Origin of the sequence: Nonomuraea sp. NPDC052129 (genome assembly GCF_040680095.1) — a bacterium.
GTDB lineage: Bacteria > Actinomycetota > Actinomycetes > Streptosporangiales > Streptosporangiaceae > Nonomuraea.
This window is the reverse complement of sequence record NZ_JBFAVX010000025.1, coordinates 111,668-129,885: the sequence shown is the minus strand read 5'-3', so window position 1 is coordinate 129,885 and position 18,218 is coordinate 111,668. Positions and strand designations below refer to the sequence as shown.

The window sequence follows — 18,218 nt, the reverse complement described above, 5'->3', positions numbered from 1 at the left end:
ATCATGTCCCGGGCCGAACCTCCTGCCGTACACGCCCCTACTGCCAACCCCCATGGCCCACTGCCATGTCCACTTCCATCTGGCGTGACGCACTTCCATCTGCAAGGCCGTCAGACACCCACTCAGAAATGAAGCCGCCCTTGACGAATCAAATGAACGGTCGTTTAATTTGATCATGGGGCGTATCGCGGGCGTCACCGCCGCCGAGACGCGTGAACGGTTGCTGCGAGCGGCTGCCGAGGTGTTCGCCGAGCGCGGGTACGGAGGTACGCGCGTGGCGGACATCGCCGCGGCCGCCGGGGTGAGCAACGGCGCGTTGTACGCGCACTTCGGGTCCAAGGCCCAGCTGCTCGTGGCCGCGCTGCGCGCGCACGGGCCGCGGCTGCTGGCCGATCTGCTGGCCGCCGATCCGGACCGGTCGATCGCGGAGCTGCTCGTCGTGGTCGGTCGGCGGCTGCCGTGGAAGCGTGATGCCGGCGGCTATCTCATCGTCGAGGCGCTGGTCGCGGCCCGTCGTGATGAGGAGGTCGCGCAGCCGATGCGCGACTACATCGGCGAACGCGCCGACTGGCTGGCCGGGCTCGTCGGCATCGCCGAGCGTGATGGCGAGCTCGACCCGGCGCTGTCGGGGAACGCGTTCGCCCACTTCTGCCTCGCGCTCGCGATGGGCAGCGCGCTCATCACCCCGGACCTGCACGCGGTGGACGACGAAGAATGGACCGCGTTGCTCACCCGCGTCGTGGCCGCCCTGGCCCCCGTCGACACCACAGAACAGACCACAGACCATCGAGACCACGGCTCAGAGGGGAGCACCACAGTGAAAGTGCGGATCGACTCCGAGCGCTGTCAGGGGCATGGTCGCTGCTACGACCTCGCCCCCGACCTGTTCGGTGAGGATGACGAGGGCTACGGGCAGGTGATCGGCGAGGGGATCGTGCCGCCGGACAACGAGCGCGCGGCGCGCCTGGCGGTGTCCAACTGTCCCGAACGAGCGATCGAGATCCTCTAGGAGGGTAGATATGACCGTGGACGACCGCTTCAACCAGGAGTACCGGGGGACGCTGGAAGAGCCGCCCCCGGGTTCGCGTAACGAGGTCATCACCGGGCCCGTCTCGGACTGGGCGACCGATTTCTCCCATGCGGAGCCGGAGTGGGCGGCCGACCCGTACCCCATCCAGGACGAGCTGCGGCAGCGCTGCCCGATCGCGCACACCGAGCGGTTCGGCGGCGGGTGGCTGCCGACCCGCTACGAGGACGTCGCGGCCATCGCCTACGACACCGAGCACTTCTCGTCGCGGGCGATCATCATGAGCAACTTCCGGCCGCCCGTCGAGCTGGCCCCCGTGGGCACCGCGCCGCCGATCTCCTCCGACCCGCCCTTCCACCACCACGCGCGCAAGCTGCTGCTGCCGGCGTTCACCAAGTCCGCGGTGGCCAAGCGGGAAGCGGGGACCAGGGCGTACTGCCACGCGCTCATCGACGCGATGGAGGGGCAGGACGTCGTCGACGCCGCCGCCGACTACGCCCAGCACATCCCGATGCGGGTCATCGCCGAGATGCTCGGCTTCCCGCCCGAGGACGGGGCGCAGTTCCGGGTGTTCGTCGAGAACGCGCTCGAAGGCATCAACCTGCCGCCGGAGGAACGTTTCGCCCGTTCGCAGCAGCTGTTCGACTACCTGCTCGTGCAGATCCGCGAGCACGTCGAGCACCCGCGCGACGACCTCACCAGCTACCTGATCGACGCCGAGCTCGACGGTAACAAGCTCGACCCGTCCCACGTGGCGGGCACGATGGCGCTGCTGCTCATCGCCGGCATCGACACGACCTGGAGCGCGATCGGCGCGTCATTGTGGCACCTGGCGAAGACGCCCGCCGACCGAGAGCGCCTGGTTGCCGAGCCGGAGCTGCTGCCGACCGCGATGGAGGAGTTCCTGCGGGCGTACGCGCCGGTCACGATGGCTCGGCTGGTCAAGCAGGACATGCACTGGCGCGGCGGCGACATGAAGGCCGACGATTGGATCCTGCTGTCGTTCCCGGCGGCCAACCGCGATCCGGCGCAGTTCGACCGGGCGGACGAGGTCGTCATCGACCGTGAGGTCAACCGGCACGTCGCGTTCGGCCTGGGCATTCATCGCTGTGTGGGCTCGCACCTGGCGCGCATGGAGCTGCGGGTCGCGCTCGAGGTGTGGCTGGAGCGGTTCCCGGACTTCAGTCTGGCCGACCCGGACGCGGTGACCTGGGCCGCCGGTCAGGTCCGCGGGCCGCGTACCCTTCCGATCCGCGTCGGCTGACCGACGCGCATCGGCTGGCCTATGCGCGTCGGCTGACCTCCGTCCGGTACGCCCTACCGGACCGCTAACACGTGAAGGGCGTAAGGGAACGGGTCATCGCGACGCCGTCCGCCGGGTTGTCGTGTACGTACTTCGTCGCGACGATCTCGGCGGGCGCCGCTCCGCGCTCGACCCAGCTCACGATCGGGGTCAGCGTGTCGAAGACATTCGGGCCGGGGCCGCCGCCGCAGTGGGCCATGCCGGGGACCATGAACAGCCGGGCGAACTCCCGCGTCCGCGCGACCGCCGTGCTGCCCGCCTGACGCTCACCGGAGGTGGCGCGAACCACCTGACCGTAGTAGTCGATGGTGTCGTGGGCGGAGACGACCGGATCGGCCCAGCCCGTGTACATGATGAGCTTGCCGCCACTACGCCGCAACGGCCTCAGGTCCGGGTCGGTGGCGTTGATGATCGGGCCGAGCTTCTTCTGGGCCAGGCGCAGGTCGCGGTGGAAGTCGAAGGTCCACCAGTTCCAGTTGGGATCGTTGAAGACCCAGTAGCGCCAGAAGTTCGCCCGTGCCGGCTCGGTGGCGCCCCAGTAGGAGCTCCAGCCCACCCGCACGGTGCCCGACGCGTCCACCACGGGTGCTTCGCTGCCCACCGGCCAGCCGGGGTAGATCTGCTCGCCGGTACGCGGGTCGCGGGCGCCCGCGTACATCTCCCGCAACGCCTGGACCTGGCGCTTCGTCAGGCAGGTGGGAGCGTCGCCGGCGGGACAGCGGAGCGAGGCGGGATCGAAGGAGCAGCGTCGCGGATCGGTGAGGAAGTCGTCGGTCGCCAGACCGCCGTCTTTGCCCCGGCATCGCTTGACGGCCGCGTTCGTCAGCAGCGGCAGCTTGGCCGCCGGGACGATCGGGTCAGAGGTGCTTCCGGCGGTGTGATTGCGGAGGAACTGCCAGAGGAAGCCGGCGTTGAGCGCGACGCGGTTGTTGCCCGGGGCGCCGGCCACGATGCCGTCGAAGTCGTCCGGGTAACGCTGGGCCTCCATCAGCGCCTGGTGGCCGCCGGTGGAGCAGCCGATGAAGTAGGAGTAGCGCGGCTTGGCGCCGGTGTACGCCTCGACGATCGGCTTGGCGTTGACGATCGTCTCGTGGACCGCGCGGTGGCCCCAGTCGACGATGATCTCCGGATTGGCGGCGCCCTGGACGAACACGTCAGGGTCGTCACCGGTGTGCCCGGTGTCGGTGCCGACGGTGGCGTACCCGGCCGCCAGCGCGGGGCCGCCCATGGACGGGAAGTCGATGGCCGAGCTGTATCCGCCGTTGCCGAACATCAGCAGCCGCTGGTTCCACCCCTGCTCAGGGATCCACACCTCGAAGCCGATGCTGGAGTTCGGCACCGGCTTGGCGACGCCGTGGACGCGGCAGAACGCGGGCACGGACGGCAGGACCCGGCCGTCGGGAGCGGTGTGCCTGCCCGCCGGGACCGATTCGGCGAGGGTGACGGTCGTGTGGGGGAGTGTCACGGCGGTCAGGCTCTCGCACGTGCCGCTCTCGGCCACCGCAGCGGCGGATGGCTGCGCGTTCAGGGGGATCGCCATCGACAGTACGGTGGCGATCGCGGCCAAGAGCCTCCCGAGGTGGGACAAGCGGGCGTTCTTCCTGGCGGGCGTCCTGAGGCGGGTCAAGGGGGCGTCCCCTGTCCTGAGCCGGATCATTGGACGTCCTTCCCCGTGAGCGTGCCGAGCCGGATCTCGGTGCCGCCGGATCCCACCCGCAGGTGGACCCGGCCCGCCGGGGCGTCGGAGTCGATCTCGGGATAATCGTCGCTGGACACGGTCACGCGGAGGCTGTGGCCGGCGCTCAGCCGGTAGTGGGTCGGCCAGGTGCGGATCTCCAGGTCATACGTCTTGCCCGGCCGGACGGGGACGGCGCGTTCGTGTCCGTACCGGTGGCTCGCCTTCAGCCAGCCCTGGGTGATGCGGACGGCCGTACCGTCGGGGGCGACGTCCTCGACCACGACCGCGATGTTGCCGTCAGTGGCGCTGAAGGCGGCGCGCACCTTCGCGGCCACGTCCCCGGCCAGGATGGTGTCCTGCTGATAGGGCCGCGCCTGGAAGGTGAGCCGCTCGTCCGGGGTCGCGGGGGTCGTCTCGACGTTGACGGTGAAGGCGAGGGTGGCCGGCTTGGCCGATCCGGTCGTCAGTGCGCCGTCGGCGCTCAGGCCGAGGCGGGTCTGCCGGGTGCCGGGAGGGGGCCAAGTGGCGAACTGCTGCCAGCCGGTGCTCGGCACCTGATAGGAGGTCACCTTGGCGGCGGGCAGCGGCGCGTCGGCGCGGCCGGCCAGCCAGTGGTCCCACCAGGCGAGATAGGCGCCGTTGCCGATGTCGGCGGGCTGGCCCGACGGCCAGCCGTGCTGCCAGGGGCCGGCGACCAGCCAGACGTTCTTCGGGCGGGCCTGGAAGTTCGCCACCATGGCGGCCCGGTATCTGTCGTACCAGCCGGCGATCTCCAGGACCGGGACGTCCAGGTTCTTCCAGCGGGCCTTGACGCTGCGCTCTCGCCAGTAGTCGTCATAGAGCGGGTGCTCGGCGTAGGTCACCAGGGTGTCGGGCGCGACGGCGCGCTGCCAGTCCCGGATCCTGGCCGAGTAGATGCCGCCTCGGTAGATGGTGTTCTCGTACCAGTCGCTGATTCCGTCGACGGGGATGATCGCGGCCAGGTGGGGCGGCTTGTTCACCGCGACCAGGAGGGAGGAGTGGCCGCCGTAGCTGACGCCGGTCTGCCCGATCTTGCCGGTGGACCAGGGCTGGCTCGCCAGCCACTCGATGAGGTCGTAGTTGTCGCGTTGTTCCTGCGCGCTGAACGGGCTCGGGCGCCTGGGTGAGGCGCCCGTGCCGCGGGTGTTGCACACGGCGGTGGTGTAGCCGCGGGTGACGAAGAAGGCCGTCGCCTGGCCCTGGGCCTGCAGTTGATCGTAGGTGTTGTAGTCTTGACGTGCTCCTCGCCCTGAAGAGGTGAAGATTCCCGTGCTGCTTACGCAGCAGTCCATGCCGTAAGCAGCACGAGCTGTGGAACGGGATGCTTGACGCTTCACCGACCCACCTACCGGCAAGTCTCCACGTCCTGTCACCGCCCGCCCGGCGGCCTCGTTATACCGATGAATCCAGGAAGTGATCTCACGGCCAGCTTGGTTATCGCTTGCCCGTTCGATCACGAAAACCTTACCGTACGTGATTGATACGTCGCAAGCAGTTCCGATCACTGCACGTGGGCAACAGGCTGTCAGCGTGTGCGGGGGCGGGCACCGCCGAGAGGGTAGATAGGGGGACAGAGCGGCGGCGATCCTGCCGTACTTCATGGGGGGTCCTCGCGCGGTCAGAGGGAGATGGCACCGGTCAGGAGCGCGGCCACGGTCATGACCAGGGTGGTGGCGAACGCCCAGCCGAAGATGAAGCGCTGGTGCTGGCCGAGTTGTACGCCGCTCATGCCGACCAGGATGAACGTCGCGGCGGTGAGCGGGCTGAGCGGGAAGCCGGTGGTCATCTGGCCGAGGATGGCGGCCCTGGCGACCTCGGCGGACTCGATGCCGAAGCCGCCGGCGGTCTGGGCGAGCACGGGCAGTACGCCGAAGTAGTAGGCGTCGGGGGTGAAGACCAGGCTGAGCGGCATGCCGGTGATCGCGACCAGCACCGGCAGGTGGCCGCCGAAGGAGTCGGGGATGATGTTGACGAACGCGGTCGCCATCTCGTTGATCATCTTGGTCCCGGTGAGGATTCCGGTGAAAACCCCGGCGGCGAAGATCATCGTGGTGACCAGGACGACGCTCTTGGCGTGCCTGTCGAGCAGTTCCTGCTGCTTCTCCCAGGAGGGGTGGTTGACCAGCGCGGCGATCGCGAACCCGACCACGAACAGCACCGGAAGCGGCATGACCTGAAGGATGAGGCCGACGAGCAGCGCGACGGTCAGCGCCAGGTTGAAGACGGTCAGGGCCGGGTGCCGGCGCGGCGGAGCCAGGGGCGTCCCCGGCCCGTCTCCGGCGACGAACTCGGCCGTGGGTTCCGGTGCGGGCTCGGGCAGGGAGACCGTGCCGAGGCGACGGCGTTCGCGCAGGCCGATCAGGTACGACGCCACCAGCACCCAGACGATGCCGATGACCATCGCGGGCAGAACCGGGGTGAACACCTGCGAGCTGTCCAGCTTCAGCACCGCCATCGCCCGCGCTGTGGGGCCGCCCCAGGGGATCATGTTCATTACGCCGGCACCCAGGCAGACGACGCCGGTGAGCACCAGCGGGCTCATCCGCAGCCTCTTGTAGACGGGCAGCAGAGCGGAGACGGTGATGAGGAAGGTCGAGGCGCCGTCGCCGTCCAGGGCTACGCACATCGTGATCACGGCCGTGCCGACGGCGATCCGCAGCGGGTCGTCCTTGGCCAGGCGCAGGATGCCGCGGATCAGCGGGTCGAACAGCCCCGTGTCGATCATCAGACTGAAATACAGGACCGCGAAAGCGATCATGATGCCGGTGGGCGCCACCTTGCCCAGCCCGGCGAGGATCATCGGGCCCATCTCGGCGCCGAAACCGCCGGCAAGCGCCGTCAACACCGGGACCAGCACCAACGCGGTGAGGACCGACACGCGCCTGGTCATGGTGAGCACCAGGAACAGGCCGATGGTGAGAAAGCCGAGGAGCGCGATCATCGAGGTCCTTTCGGAGGGTTACGGAGAAGTTTCCGAGCGCTGACCTTTCACGTCCACCATCAAAAGTGGATTTATCCATGCGGTATGTGCATAGGTTGGGCTCATGGACGCTACTCTCCGGCAACTCGCCGCCTATGTCGCCGTGGCCAGGGCGGCGAGCTTCACCGCCGCGGCGGCGCAGCTGCACGTCTCGCAGTCGACGTTGAGCCGCGCGGTCGCCGACCTGGAGCGGGTGCTCGACGCCCGCCTGCTGGAGCGCGACACCCGCAACGTCCAGCTCACCGCGGCGGGCCTGGAGACCCTGCGGGTGGCCGAGCAGATCGTCGGCGCCCACGAGTCGGGAATGAAGGAGCTGCGGCGCTACCTGCTCGGCGAGTCGGGCGTGGTGGCCGTGGCCACGCTGCCCTCGGTCGCGGCGGTGCTGCTGCCGCGCATGATCTCCGCCTTCCGGCGGCAGCGGCCGCAGGTGGCGGTGCGCATCATGGACGGGCTCGAACGGGCCGTGCTCGGCAGGGTGCTGTCGGGTGACGCCGACTTCGCGATCACCACGGTGGGCGCGTCGCCGGATCGGCTCGACCATCGTCCGCTGATCCGCGACCAGTTCCACGCCGTACTGCCCGAGGGGCACCCGCTCGCCGAGGGTGACGAGGTCACCTGGGAGGAGCTGGCCGCCGAGCCGTTCCTGGCCGTCGGGCCGCAGTCCAGTGTGCGCAGGCTCACCGACGCGGCGTTCGCCCAGGCGGGCGCCGCGGTGACGCCCGCGGCGGAGGCGAGCAACGTGGCGACGGTGGGCGGCCTGGTCGCCGCTGGTCTCGGCGTGTCGGCGATGCCCGCTCTGGTGCTGCCCCTTTTGGGTCCGGGGCACGTCGTGCACCGCCGGTTGACCGGGCCCGTGGTGGAGCGGCGGCTGGACGTCGTGGTCCGGGCGCGGCGAACCCTGCCGCTCGCGGCGGCCGCGTTCCTGGACGTGCTCGAAGAGTTTCGTACGGAGCTGCCGCCGGGCGTCTCCTGGATGGGTTAATGCGTAAATAGCATGAATTTATTGACTTCTTGTGCTGGACCCGCATTTCTCGCCTTGGGCAGGATGACAGCACCGGACAGTGCGAAGGAGCTCATGCGTGGCGACCGAACAGGCGACGGAACAGGCGAGCGGACAGGCGACCGAACAGCAGCACGGCCAGGGGCAGTTGCGTGGTCTGAAAGTGGTGGAGTTCGCCCATGTGGTCGCCGGGCCGCTGGCCGGGTCCATGCTCGCCGACCAGGGCGCCGACGTGATCCACGTCGAACCCCCCGGCGTCGGTGACGCCGCTCGCGCCATGGGCCCCACGCGCGACGGCGTACCGCTGTGGTTCAAGGTCGCGGGCCGGAACAAGCGCTCCGTCACCCTGGACCTGCACGACCCCGACGGCCGGCAGGTGGCGCACCGGCTCGTGGCCTGGGCCGACGTCGTGATCGTCACGCTGCGCCCCGGCCGGCTGCGGGCCTGGGAACTGGACTGGGAGGCCGTGCACCGGATCAACCCCAAGGCGGTCCTGCTGCAGATCTCCGGGTTCGGAGCGACGTCCTCGCGGGCCGACGCGCCGGGCTTCGGCAAGGTCGGCGAGGCCAGGAGCGGCGTGGTGCACCTGACCGGCTTTCCCGACGGGCCGCCCGTGCACACCGGGTTCTCCCACGGCGACGCCGTGACCGGGCTGATGGGCGCCTACGCCGTGCTCGCCGCCCTGCACCGGCGGGCCAACGACCCCGCCTTCGACGGCGAGTGGATCGACCTGGCCCTGTTCGAGCCGCTGTTCCGGCTGGTCGAATGGCAGGTCATCACGCATGACCAGCTCGGTGTCGTACCCGGCAGGTCCGGCAACCAGCTGGCCGTCGCACCGGCCGCGGTCATCAACACCTACCTGTCCGGCGACGGCGACTGGATCACCGTGACCTCCGCGACCCTCCGCTCGGTCCTGAACGTCGTCCGGCTCCTGGGCCTGCCCGAGGAGGAGTACGCCACGACGCAGCGGCAACTCGCCGGCCGGGAACGGCTGGACCAGGGACTGCGCGAATGGGTGGCCGCGCGCGGGACCGCCGAGTGCCTGGACGCGTTCGCGGAGGCCGAGGTGGTCGCCTCTCGCGTCTTCACCGCCGAGGACATCGCCGGCGATCCCGTGTACGCCGAACGCGGCGACATCATCACCGTCGACGACCCCGACCTCGGGCCGGTCCGCATGCAGGCCGCCCTCCCGCACTTCCACCAGAAACCCGGACACGTCTGGCGCACCGGACCCGCGCTCGGGCAGGACAACGCCCTCGTCTACCGGCAGTGGCTCGGGCTCGGCGCCGACCAGCTCGCGGATCTGGAGAAGCGCGGTGTCATCTGACCGGCCGCCGCTGCGCTCCCTGCTCTTCGTCCCCGGCACCCGTACCGAATGGCTGGCCAAGGCGGCGGCCGCCGGAGCTGACGCGGCCATCCTCGACCTGGAGGACGCCGTCCCGCAGGCCGGCAAGGCCGCGGCCCGCGCGCGCGTGGCCGAGGCCGTCGCCGGCGCGACGGGTGACATGGCGCTCTTCGTCCGGATCAATCCCCTCGACGGCTGGGCGTCCGCCGAGGACCTGCGCGCCATCACGCACGCCCGCCTGGCCGGGGTGGTCCTGCCCAAGGTCGCGGACGAAGGGGACGTACGCCTGGCCGACCGGCTGCTGAGCTGGTGCGAGCGCGAACACGGCCTGCCCGAGGGGCACATCGCCCTCGTGCCGCTGCTGGAGAGCGCCGCCGCGCTGCGTGCGGCGTACGACATCGGCCGGGCCGCGCCCCGCGTCGCCTACCTGGGCGCGGTCACCGGCAAGGGGGGCGACGTCGAGCGGGCGGTCGGCTACCGCTGGAGCCCTGAGGGCACCGAGACGCTGGCCCTGCGCGCCCGTGTCCTGCTGGACGTGCGGGCGGCGGGCGCGCCCTGCCCGATCGCGGGCCTCTGGACGAACATCGCCGACCTCGAAGGACTGCGGGCGTTCGCCGAGCAGAACCGCTCCCTGGGGTACGAGGGCATGATGGCGATCCACCCCGCCCACGTCCCCGTGATCAACGAGGTCTTCTCGCCCACCCCGGAGGAGCTCGCCCGCTACGCGCGGATGATCGCCGCCGTGGAGGAGGCACAGGGACACGGCGCCGGGGCGATCACCTTCGAAGGGGAGATGGTGGACGAGGCCATGGCCACCCGGGCGCGAGTTGTCCTTGATACATACGGAAAGAATCCAGAAACTTTCGGAACTTCTCAGCGGCCGTAGGGGGCGGTGCTCCCTCGCACCACGAGTTCGGTGGCGAGCTCGATCCGGTTCTGCGGCACGGGCTCGCCGTGCGTGAGCGCCACCAGCATCCTGGTGGCCGCGGCGGCCATCTCGGTGAGCGGCTGGCGGATGGTGGTCAGCGGCGGGATGGCCCACCGCATCGGCGGCAGGTCGTCGAAGCCGATCACGCTCAGGTCGTCGGGGATGCGTAGCCCCCGCTCGTAGGCCGCCCCGTAGACGCCCGTGGCCTGCCCGTCGTTGCAGGCGAAGATCGCGGTGGGCGGATCGGGCAGCCGCAGCAGCCGATGGGCCATGGCCAGGCCGCCCTCGACCAGGAAGTCGCCCGCGCAGATCAGGTCCGGGTCGACGGGCACGCCGGCCATGTCCAGCGCCGCGCGGTAGCCGTCGAGGCGGGCCCGGCTGGACAGCGCGTAGTCGGGGCCGGTGATGATGCCGATCCGCCGGTGGCCGAGCTGCAGCAGGTGACGGGTCGCCGACAGGCCGCCGTTCCAGTTGCCGGCGCCCACCGAGGGTACCTGGTGGCCGGGCTCGCCGCTCGGATCCAGCAGGACCAGCGGGATGTCGCGGCTGGCCAGCTGGTGGCACTGGGCGTCGGTCAGGCTGCTGAACACCGCGATGACACCGGTCGGACGGCGTCTCATCACACCCTCGATCCAGCTCCGGCCCGGTACGTGGTGGTGCTGCAGCTGGGAGAGCACCAGCGCCAGGTCGTGTTCTTGCGCCACCCGCTCGACGCCCTTGATGATCTCTATCGGGTAGTCGCCCTCCAGCGCGTGGAAGACCAGCTCCACCAGGGCGGCGGGGCTGTCGCGTCGCCGCTGCCGCCGGTAGCCGTGCTCGCGGATGAGTCCCTCGACCAGGGCCCGGGTCTCGGGCGCGACCTCGGAACGGCCGTTCACCACTTTGGAGACCGTGGCCGTGGACACTCCGGCCAGCTCGGCGAGCTGCGCGATGGTCAGCGGCTGGTTGGGCGCGGTGCCGGCTGCGGGGCCGGATGCGGGCGGCTCCTGGGTCGCGGTCATGGGCGCAGTCTAACGCCACGCTTTCAGGCTCCTGTCCGACTGTTTCGGCAATCTTGCGACCAGATTATTGACGGGTTTCGCGTGAAGTGCCTAAAGTCCCCGATTAACGATCGGCCCTAGTTACGAAAATTTTAGGCGCAGCGACGAACTCCACTCCCATGGGCGCGCCGCCGTCAGTCCGTACCAACTCTTCAGCACCGACCCCCAGGGGAAGAGATCGCCGTGAAGCTCCGCAACGTAATCCCGGCCGCGCTCGCCGCGGCACTCGCCCTGACCACGGCCGCCTGCGGCGGCGGAACCTCCACTCAGGCGACCGAGAGCGGCGGCAAGTCGTTCGACTTCTGGTCCTTCAGCGGGATCAACCAGAAGGCCGCCGTCGAGGACTACCAGAAGAAGAACCCCGGCACGCAGGTGAAGCTGACCGAGGTCGGCAGCTCCGTAGAGACGGCGCAGGCGCTGACGACGGCGCTGGCCGGCGGCAAGGTGCCCGACCTCGTCCTCATCCAGGGCGACGACCTGCCCAAGTTCGTCCAGCAGCCGCAGAACTTCAACGACCTGCGGCCGATGGGCGCCGACAAGATCAAGGGCGACTACCTCGACTGGGTGATGAGCCAGAGCACCGCCAAGGGCGGTGAGATCATCGGCATCCCGACGGACGTGGGCGGCATGGCCGTCGCCTATCGGACGGACCTGTTCAAGAAGGCCGGGCTGCCGACCGACCGCGAGGAGGTGGGCAAGCTCTGGCCCACCTGGGACGCCTTCATCGAGACCGGCAAGAAGTACACCGCCAAGACCGGCAAGGCGTTCGTGGACAACGCGGCCACCAGCGTGTTCTACCAGGCGGTCAACCAGGGGCCGCAGAAGTACTACGACCCCTCGGGCAACGTCGTCTACAGCACCAGCCCGCAGGTCAAGACGGCCTTCGACCTGGCGATCAAGACCGCGCAGGCCGGGATCACCGCCAAGCAGAGCTCGTTCTCCGAGGGCTGGAGCGCGGGCATGGGCAAGGACCAGTTCGCGGTGATCTCCGCGCCGTCGTGGATGCTGGGCGCGATCCGGCGGAACGCTCCGGACACCAAGGGCAAGTGGGACGTCGCCGTGATCCCCGGCGGGGCGGGCAACTGGGGCGGCAGCTACCTGGCGATCCCCAAGGGTGCCAAGAACCCCAAGGCGGCCTGGGCGTACATCACCGCGACCCAGTCGCCGCAGGGCCAGCTGGGGCACTTCGTGGATTCCGGCTCGCTGCCCACCACCCCGTCGGTCTACGAGGACCCCAAGCTCACCGGGCTGAAGGACGAGTTCTTCTCCGGCGCGCCGATCGGGACGATCTACACGGACTCGCTGCTCGGCCTCAAGCCGTTCCTCATCGGCCCGGACAGCTCGGCCATCGGCCAGGAGCTGCAGAACGCGATCACGAACGTCGAGCAGGGCAAGGGCGACCCCGTCAAGGCGTGGGACACGGCCCTGGCCAACGTCAAGACGGCCATCGGCAAGTAGGACGAGCGTGACGACAAGCCTCAGCACGGCGCGGCCGGCCGAGACGCCGCCCGCGCTCACGATCCGGGTGCGGCAGGGCATCGGCGAGCGCATCGCCCCATATGCCTACATCGCCCCGTTCTTCCTGATCTTCGCGGTCTTCGGGCTGTTCCCGCTGCTGTTCACCTTCTACGTGGCGCTGTTCGACTGGAACCCCATCGGCGAGCACGTCTTCATCGGCTTCGGCAACTTCAGCCGTCTGTTCGACGACGCCCGGTTCTGGAACGCGGCCGGGAACACGATCAGCATCTGGCTGCTGTCCACCGTGCCGCAGCTGGTGCTGGCGCTGGGCCTGGCCCACCTGCTCAACCACGCCCGGCTCCGGCTGGCGGTGTTCTTCCGGATGTCGATGCTGGTGCCGTACATCACCTCGGTGGCGGCCACCACGATCGTCTTCGCCCAGATGTTCGACCGCGACTACGGCCTGCTGAACTGGCTGCTGGGCTTCGCCGGCGTCGAGCCGATCGACTTCAAGCAGTCGGTGTGGGGCAGCCACGTGCTGATCGCGGTCATGGTGACCTGGCGCTGGTTCGGCTACACCACGCTGCTCTACCTGGCCTCCCTGCAGGCGATCCCGCGCGCGATCTACGAGGCGGCGGCCGTGGACGGCGCGGGCGGGTGGAAGCAGTTCCGCCACATCTCGGTCCCGTCGCTGCGGCCGGTCATCGTGTTCACGATCGTCACCTCGACGATCGGGGGCCTGCAGATCTTCACCGAGCCGCTGCTGGTCTCCCGCAGCGCGCCGCTCACCTGCGGACCGATCCGGCAATGCCAGACGCTGACGCTGTTCCTGTACGAGCAGGGCTTCGGCCAGTTCCAGTTCGGGTACGGCGCGGCGATCGGCGTGGCCCTGTTCGTGCTGGTGGTCGCGGTCGCGACGCTCAACTACGTCCTGTCCACCCGTATCCGGCCGGAGCGATGATGACCAAGACGATCCGGCGCTCGGGCGAGCGTGTCCGCTGGTGGACCTACCTCCTGCTGGGACTGGCCGTCTTCGGCTGCCTGTTCCCGCTGTACTGGATGTTCGTGGTGGCCACGACCGACACGGCGACGGCCACGCAGCTGCCGCCCGAGATCGCGCCCGGTGGCAACTTCTTCCACCTGGCCGGCCTGGTGTTCACGACGGTGCCCTTCGTCCAGTCGATCGTCAACAGCCTCATCGTGGCCGGGACGATCGGCGTCGGGCACGCCCTGCTCTGCTCGCTGGCCGGGTTCGCCTTCGCCAAGCTGCGCTTCCCCGGCCGCAACGCGCTGTTCCTGATCGTGGTGCTCACCATGACGGTGCCGACACAGCTCGCCGTCATCCCGCAGTACATGATCATCTCTGCGCTGGGCTGGGTGGACACCCTCCAGGCGCTCATCGTGCCGGGCCTGGCCAGCGCGTTCGGCATCTTCTGGATGCGCCAGCACCTGTCCACCACGATCAGCGACGAGATCCTCCAGGCGGCCCGCATCGACGGCGCGACCAGCTGGCAGATCTTCTGGCGCATCGCGTTCCCGCTGGTGCGACCGGCCGCGTTCGTGCTCGGGCTGCTCGGGTTCGTCACCGCCTGGAACGACTTCCTGTGGCCGTTCATCGTGCTGAAGTCGCCGGAGATGTACACCGCGCAGATCGCCATCAAGGCCCTGCAGAACAGCCTCGACGTCGACCTCGGGCTCGCCATGTCGGGCTCGTTCCTGGCCACCGTCCCGCTGCTGGTGCTGTTCGTCTTCGTGGGCCGGCGCATGGTGGCCGGGATCATGGACGGCGCCTTCAAGGGCTGATCTTCACGCGTTTAATTTGCTCAGGGAAAGGAACCGCTCAACGTGCGGATGTACGACAACCCGGTGATCGGCGGGTTCCACCCGGATCCCAGCGTGTGCCGGGTCGGCGAGGACTACTACCTCGTCTGTTCCAGTTTCGAGTACGTCCCCGGCGTCCCGATCTTCCACAGCCGCGACCTGGTGCACTGGCGGCAGCTGGGCAACGTGCTCGATCGGCCGTCACAGCTGGAGCTGCCCCCTGAGGTGCCCGCCTCGGGCGGGATCTACGCGCCGACGATCCGCCACCACGACGGCCGGTTCTACCTGATCACGACGAACGTGAGCGGCCGGGGCAACTTCATCGTCACCGCCGAGCGCCCCGAAGGCCCGTGGTCGGACCCCGTCTGGATCGACCTGCCGGGCATCGACCCCGACCTGGCCTGGGACGAGGACGGCTCCTGCTGGTGCGCCTTCTCCGGTACGCGGGTCGCGCGCATCGACCCGGTGGCGGGCAAGGTCCTGGAGGGCCCGTATCCCGCCTGGTCAGGCGTCGGCATGAAATATCCGGAAGGGCCGCACCTCTACCAGGTGGGCGACTGGTGGTACCTGCTGATGTCCGAGGGCGGCACGGAGCGCGCCCACAGCGTCTCGATCGCCCGCGCCCGCTCGCCACGCGGCCCGTTCGAGGCTGGCCCGGCCAACCCGATCCTGTCGCACCGCGGCACCGACCGGCCGATCCAGAGCACCGGCCACGCCGACCTGGTGGAGGCGGCCGACGGCAGCTGGTGGATGGTCCTGCTCGGCACCCGCCCGCGCGGCTACACGCCGGAGTTCCAGGTCCTCGGGCGGGAGACGTTCCTCACCCCGGTGGAATGGGTGGACGGCTGGCCCGTCGTCGGCCCGGTCCTCGAACGCCATCCGGCGCCCACCGCCTGGCATCCCCTTCCTGAAACACCGCCGCGCGACGACTTCGACGCCGACGCGCTGGCGCCGTACTGGATCTCACCGCGCAGCCGCCCGGACGGCTCCTGGTCGCTGACCGAGCGCCCCGGCCGGCTCACCCTGCACGCCACCGGAAGCACGACGGACCGCCCGGGATGCACCTTCGTCGGCCGCCGCCAGCAGCACCACGACTGCCGCGTCGCCGCTCTCCTGGAGCCGGGATCGGCCACGGCCGGGCTGTCCGTGCGCCTGGACGAGGCCCACCACTATGACCTGGAGGTACACGAGGGGCGGGCGCGCCTGATCGCGCGGATCGGCCCGGTGCGCCAGTGCGTGGCGGACCAGCCCGTACCTCCGGGGCCGGTCACGCTCGCCATCGACTTCCGTACGCGCGACCTTCTGCCGCCGTCCGTGACCACGCCCGCGTCTGCATCCACGCCCGCGTCTGCATCCGCGTCCGCGCCTGCGTCCGCTTCGGTGGACGCGGACGTCGGGGAGCCGGTTGGCGTCGGCGCCCGTGGCCCGGACACCATCGCCTTCTCCGCCGGCGGCGTTCTCCTGGCCGAGCTGGACGGCCGCTATCTGTCCACGGAGGTGGCGACCGGCTTCACGGGGCGGGTCATCGGCATGTACGTCACGGACGGCACCGCGAGCTTCGACTGGTTCGACTACGAGGCCGGCGATCACGAGGGGCGGATCAAGGCTTGAACAGCAGCCGGTTCGGCGTGGAGAGCGGGTTGCCATTGACCGCGAGCTGGGTGGCCCACTGGATGATCAAGGCGTTGACCACGCTGGACGACATCTCGCCGTACCGGTCCTTGATGAGGGCGGCCACCCCGGCCACCGTGGGGGCCGCCATCGACGTGCCGCTCAGGACGCTCGGGTAGATCCCGGCCAGCGGGACGGACGGGATGCCCACCCCTGGTGCGTAGAGGTCGACGCAGGGTCCGAAGTTGCTGAACCAGGCCTTGGTGTCGTTGATGTCCGAGGCGGCCACGGTCAGCGTGTTCGGGGCGCTCGCCGGTGATCTGGTGCACGCGTCGGCGTTCTCGTTGCCGGCGGCGACCGAGACGAAGACGCCGGAGTTGGCCAGGGTGGTCACCGCCGTATTGAGCGCCACGGACTGGGGGCCGCCCAGCGAGAGGTTGGCCACGGCCGGGTGGATGGCGTGGGCGGTCACCCAGTCGATGCCGGCGATGATCGCTGAGGTCGACGTGTCACCGCTGCACTCGGGGAACACCTTGACCCCGCGCAGTCGCACCAGCTTCGCCACACCCCAGGACTCGCTGCCCACCGTGCCGGACACGTGCGTGCCGTGGCCCTGGCAGTCGACTCCGTCGCCACCGAAAGCGTCGAACACGTTGATGGCACGGTCGCCGAACTCGCCCTGGTCGGTCTGGATACCGGTGTCGATCACATAAGCGCGAACCGACGCGCCGGTGTATCGGAATATGTACCGATTATTCAAGCCAAATCGCTGGTCGATGCGGTCGAGGTTCCACGGTGGGCTGAACTGCTGGTACCAAGGGAGTTCGGCTTCGGCGCTCGGCGCGGGGTCCAGTTTGACGGGCTTGTCCGCCTCGATCGCTATGACGTCCGGGTTGCCGCGGAGCAGGGCGATCTCTTCCGGGGTCAACGTGGCGGAGAAGCCGTTGACGGCGTGGTGATAGATATGATTCGGCGAGATATACGCCGGTATTTCGGCGCCTTCTTTCAACGTCACGATGTAGTTGGCGGACGACGGGAGAGTGGCTCCGATGGCTTCGCCGTCGGTGGCCCGCGCCGGATGGAAGGCGACCGCCGGCGCGAGGGCCAGCAGCATGCCTGATATGCCCGATGCTAGATACTTTCTCACCAAGGTGCCCTTTCGAGTGCATGGGCGATGATCTCCTTAGTGCCATTTCTCCAGTCGCGCATATAGCGATTCGTTCGCTTGAGTACGCGGAGTGAAAAGTGCTTTATCAGTGGGGTGTTTTACGGGGGATTGCCGAGGAAGGCCCGTGCGGGAAATGGGCTCGATGTCCGGGTCGTCCGCGGGCTACCGTCGGAATGTCACGTCTACGGGGAGCCGCCCGATGACCAGCTCAGCTCCGCCCTGTCGTCTTTCCGCGCCCGTCGCCCTGATCATGCGTCGTGGCCCGGCCGGTTGGTGGCACCTGCTGGAGTGGGACCTGCGGCTGCGTGAAGTGAGATCCGGCGCCTGGCTTCGCGGGACGCTGTACCCGCGTCGATGCGACTTATCGCCCGACGGGCGGCTTCTCGGGTACTTCGCGCTCGGGCACGGGGAGTCTTCGTGGGACACCTATTTCGCCGTGTCCAAGACGCCGTGGCTCACCGCGCTCGCGGCCTGGCACACCGGCGGCACCTGGACCGGCGGCTGCGCGTTCGCCGCGGACAACCGGCTGACGATCTCCGGGCGGACTGGGACGATGAGGGGCGGCTGCTCATGGCCACCCGGGACGGCGCCGTCAAGATCATTGAGCGGCGGTCCGGCACGTGGACGCAGACCTGGTTCCACGACCTGCGCGACCTCACCCCGGACCCGACACCGTCCCCTTCCTGGGCCAGGGCCTGGTAGCCGCACCGCGCCGTTCTTCCCAATCGCCAGTCGCCGGATCGCCGGATCGCCGGATCGCCAGGTCAGGTCGCCGGTCGCCGACCGGCGCGGCCGGATGGTGCCGGTGGCCGGTGCTGAGCGCGGTCTCCCGTCGCGG

The 18,218-nt window shown here is 69.4% G+C and carries 15 protein-coding genes; 10 read left to right on the top strand and 5 right to left on the bottom strand.

Annotated features, from left to right (window positions below):
- The first annotated feature begins 175 nt into the window (after positions 1–175).
- The gene (locus AB0L53_RS40115) at positions 176–1,009 is read left to right on the top strand and encodes a TetR family transcriptional regulator (RefSeq protein ID WP_364005918.1); all 834 of its coding nucleotides are present in this window, start codon (positions 176–178) and stop codon (positions 1,007–1,009) included.
- 10 nt (positions 1,010–1,019) lie between these two features.
- On the top strand, positions 1,020–2,291 hold the full coding sequence (locus tag AB0L53_RS40110; RefSeq protein ID WP_364005915.1) for a cytochrome P450: 1,272 nt from the start codon (positions 1,020–1,022) through the stop codon (positions 2,289–2,291).
- Positions 2,292–2,355: 64 nt separating this feature from the next.
- On the opposite strand, the gene AB0L53_RS40105 is transcribed toward AB0L53_RS40110, so the two are convergent.
- The 3 genes from AB0L53_RS40105 to AB0L53_RS40095 all read right to left on the bottom strand — a co-directional run bounded on the left by AB0L53_RS40105 (position 2,356) and on the right by AB0L53_RS40095 (position 6,970).
- Positions 2,356–3,987: a tannase/feruloyl esterase family alpha/beta hydrolase gene (locus tag AB0L53_RS40105; protein WP_364005912.1), complete on the bottom strand. Its 1,632-nt coding sequence runs from the start codon at positions 3,985–3,987 to the stop codon at positions 2,356–2,358.
- Complete coding sequence (locus AB0L53_RS40100; protein WP_364005910.1) at positions 3,984–5,321, bottom strand: CocE/NonD family hydrolase; 1,338 nt, start codon at positions 5,319–5,321, stop codon at positions 3,984–3,986. The genes AB0L53_RS40105 and AB0L53_RS40100 overlap by 4 nt, the downstream gene beginning before the upstream one ends.
- A 326-nt stretch (positions 5,322–5,647) precedes the next feature.
- Entirely contained in the window at positions 5,648–6,970 is a 1,323-nt protein-coding gene (locus tag AB0L53_RS40095; protein WP_364005907.1) for a citrate:proton symporter, read from the bottom strand.
- Between the two features lie 103 nt (positions 6,971–7,073).
- Here AB0L53_RS40095 and AB0L53_RS40090 point away from each other — a divergent pair, with 103 nt between their 5' ends.
- The 3 genes from AB0L53_RS40090 (at position 7,074) to AB0L53_RS40080 (ending at position 10,240) form a co-directional block, all read left to right on the top strand.
- The gene (locus AB0L53_RS40090; protein WP_364005904.1) at positions 7,074–7,991 is read left to right on the top strand and encodes a LysR substrate-binding domain-containing protein; all 918 of its coding nucleotides are present in this window, start codon (positions 7,074–7,076) and stop codon (positions 7,989–7,991) included.
- Between the two features lie 97 nt (positions 7,992–8,088).
- Positions 8,089–9,336, top strand: a complete 1,248-nt coding sequence (locus AB0L53_RS40085; protein WP_364005901.1) for a CoA transferase — start codon at positions 8,089–8,091, stop codon at positions 9,334–9,336.
- Entirely contained in the window at positions 9,326–10,240 is a 915-nt protein-coding gene (locus AB0L53_RS40080) for a CoA ester lyase (RefSeq protein WP_364005898.1), read from the top strand. Before AB0L53_RS40085 ends, AB0L53_RS40080 begins: the two co-directional genes overlap by 11 nt.
- On the opposite strand, the gene AB0L53_RS40075 is transcribed toward AB0L53_RS40080, so the two are convergent.
- On the bottom strand, positions 10,228–11,283 hold the full coding sequence (locus AB0L53_RS40075; RefSeq protein ID WP_364005895.1) for a LacI family DNA-binding transcriptional regulator: 1,056 nt from the start codon (positions 11,281–11,283) through the stop codon (positions 10,228–10,230). The genes AB0L53_RS40080 and AB0L53_RS40075 overlap by 13 nt on opposite strands.
- Before the next feature lie 222 nt (positions 11,284–11,505).
- Here AB0L53_RS40075 and AB0L53_RS40070 point away from each other — a divergent pair, with 222 nt between their 5' ends.
- Genes AB0L53_RS40070 through AB0L53_RS40055 form a run of 4 tightly spaced genes read left to right on the top strand, consistent with a single transcriptional unit; the run spans position 11,506 to position 16,212 of the window.
- Complete coding sequence (locus tag AB0L53_RS40070; RefSeq protein ID WP_364005892.1) at positions 11,506–12,780, top strand: extracellular solute-binding protein; 1,275 nt, start codon at positions 11,506–11,508, stop codon at positions 12,778–12,780.
- 7 nt (positions 12,781–12,787) lie between these two features.
- On the top strand, positions 12,788–13,741 hold the full coding sequence (locus AB0L53_RS40065) for a sugar ABC transporter permease (RefSeq protein WP_364005889.1): 954 nt from the start codon (positions 12,788–12,790) through the stop codon (positions 13,739–13,741).
- Positions 13,738–14,583: a carbohydrate ABC transporter permease gene (locus AB0L53_RS40060; RefSeq protein WP_364005886.1), complete on the top strand. Its 846-nt coding sequence runs from the start codon at positions 13,738–13,740 to the stop codon at positions 14,581–14,583. Before AB0L53_RS40065 ends, AB0L53_RS40060 begins: the two co-directional genes overlap by 4 nt.
- Positions 14,584–14,631: 48 nt before the next feature.
- The gene (locus AB0L53_RS40055; RefSeq protein WP_364006057.1) at positions 14,632–16,212 is read left to right on the top strand and encodes a glycoside hydrolase family 43 protein; all 1,581 of its coding nucleotides are present in this window, start codon (positions 14,632–14,634) and stop codon (positions 16,210–16,212) included.
- Here the strand turns inward: AB0L53_RS40055 and AB0L53_RS40050 are convergent.
- Complete coding sequence (locus AB0L53_RS40050; protein ID WP_364005884.1) at positions 16,202–17,326, bottom strand: S8 family peptidase; 1,125 nt, start codon at positions 17,324–17,326, stop codon at positions 16,202–16,204. The genes AB0L53_RS40055 and AB0L53_RS40050 overlap by 11 nt on opposite strands.
- A 504-nt stretch (positions 17,327–17,830) precedes the next feature.
- Between AB0L53_RS40050 and AB0L53_RS40045 the strand changes: the two genes are divergently transcribed.
- Positions 17,831–18,082 (top strand): hypothetical protein, encoded by a 252-nt coding sequence (locus AB0L53_RS40045; protein ID WP_364005881.1) that lies wholly within the window; start codon positions 17,831–17,833, stop codon positions 18,080–18,082.
- Positions 18,083–18,218 lie beyond the last annotated feature (136 nt).

Bases quoted from the DNA above. Each gene is read 5' to 3' on its own strand.
- AB0L53_RS40100 (WP_364005910.1), bottom strand. From the start codon at position 5,321: ATGGACTGCTGCGTAAGCAGCACGGGAATCTTCACCTCTTCAGGGCGA.
- AB0L53_RS40095 (WP_364005907.1), bottom strand. From the start codon at position 6,970: ATGATCGCGCTCCTCGGCTTTCTCACCATCGGCCTGTTCCTGGTGCTC.
- AB0L53_RS40105 (WP_364005912.1), bottom strand. From the start codon at position 3,987: ATGATCCGGCTCAGGACAGGGGACGCCCCCTTGACCCGCCTCAGGACG.
- AB0L53_RS40055 (WP_364006057.1), top strand. From the start codon at position 14,632: ATGTACGACAACCCGGTGATCGGCGGGTTCCACCCGGATCCCAGCGTG.
- AB0L53_RS40110 (WP_364005915.1), top strand. From the start codon at position 1,020: ATGACCGTGGACGACCGCTTCAACCAGGAGTACCGGGGGACGCTGGAA.
- AB0L53_RS40075 (WP_364005895.1), bottom strand. From the start codon at position 11,283: ATGACCGCGACCCAGGAGCCGCCCGCATCCGGCCCCGCAGCCGGCACC.
- AB0L53_RS40060 (WP_364005886.1), top strand. From the start codon at position 13,738: ATGATGACCAAGACGATCCGGCGCTCGGGCGAGCGTGTCCGCTGGTGG.
- AB0L53_RS40090 (WP_364005904.1), top strand. From the start codon at position 7,074: ATGGACGCTACTCTCCGGCAACTCGCCGCCTATGTCGCCGTGGCCAGG.
- AB0L53_RS40050 (WP_364005884.1), bottom strand. From the start codon at position 17,326: ATGCTGCTGGCCCTCGCGCCGGCGGTCGCCTTCCATCCGGCGCGGGCC.
- AB0L53_RS40115 (WP_364005918.1), top strand. From the start codon at position 176: ATGGGGCGTATCGCGGGCGTCACCGCCGCCGAGACGCGTGAACGGTTG.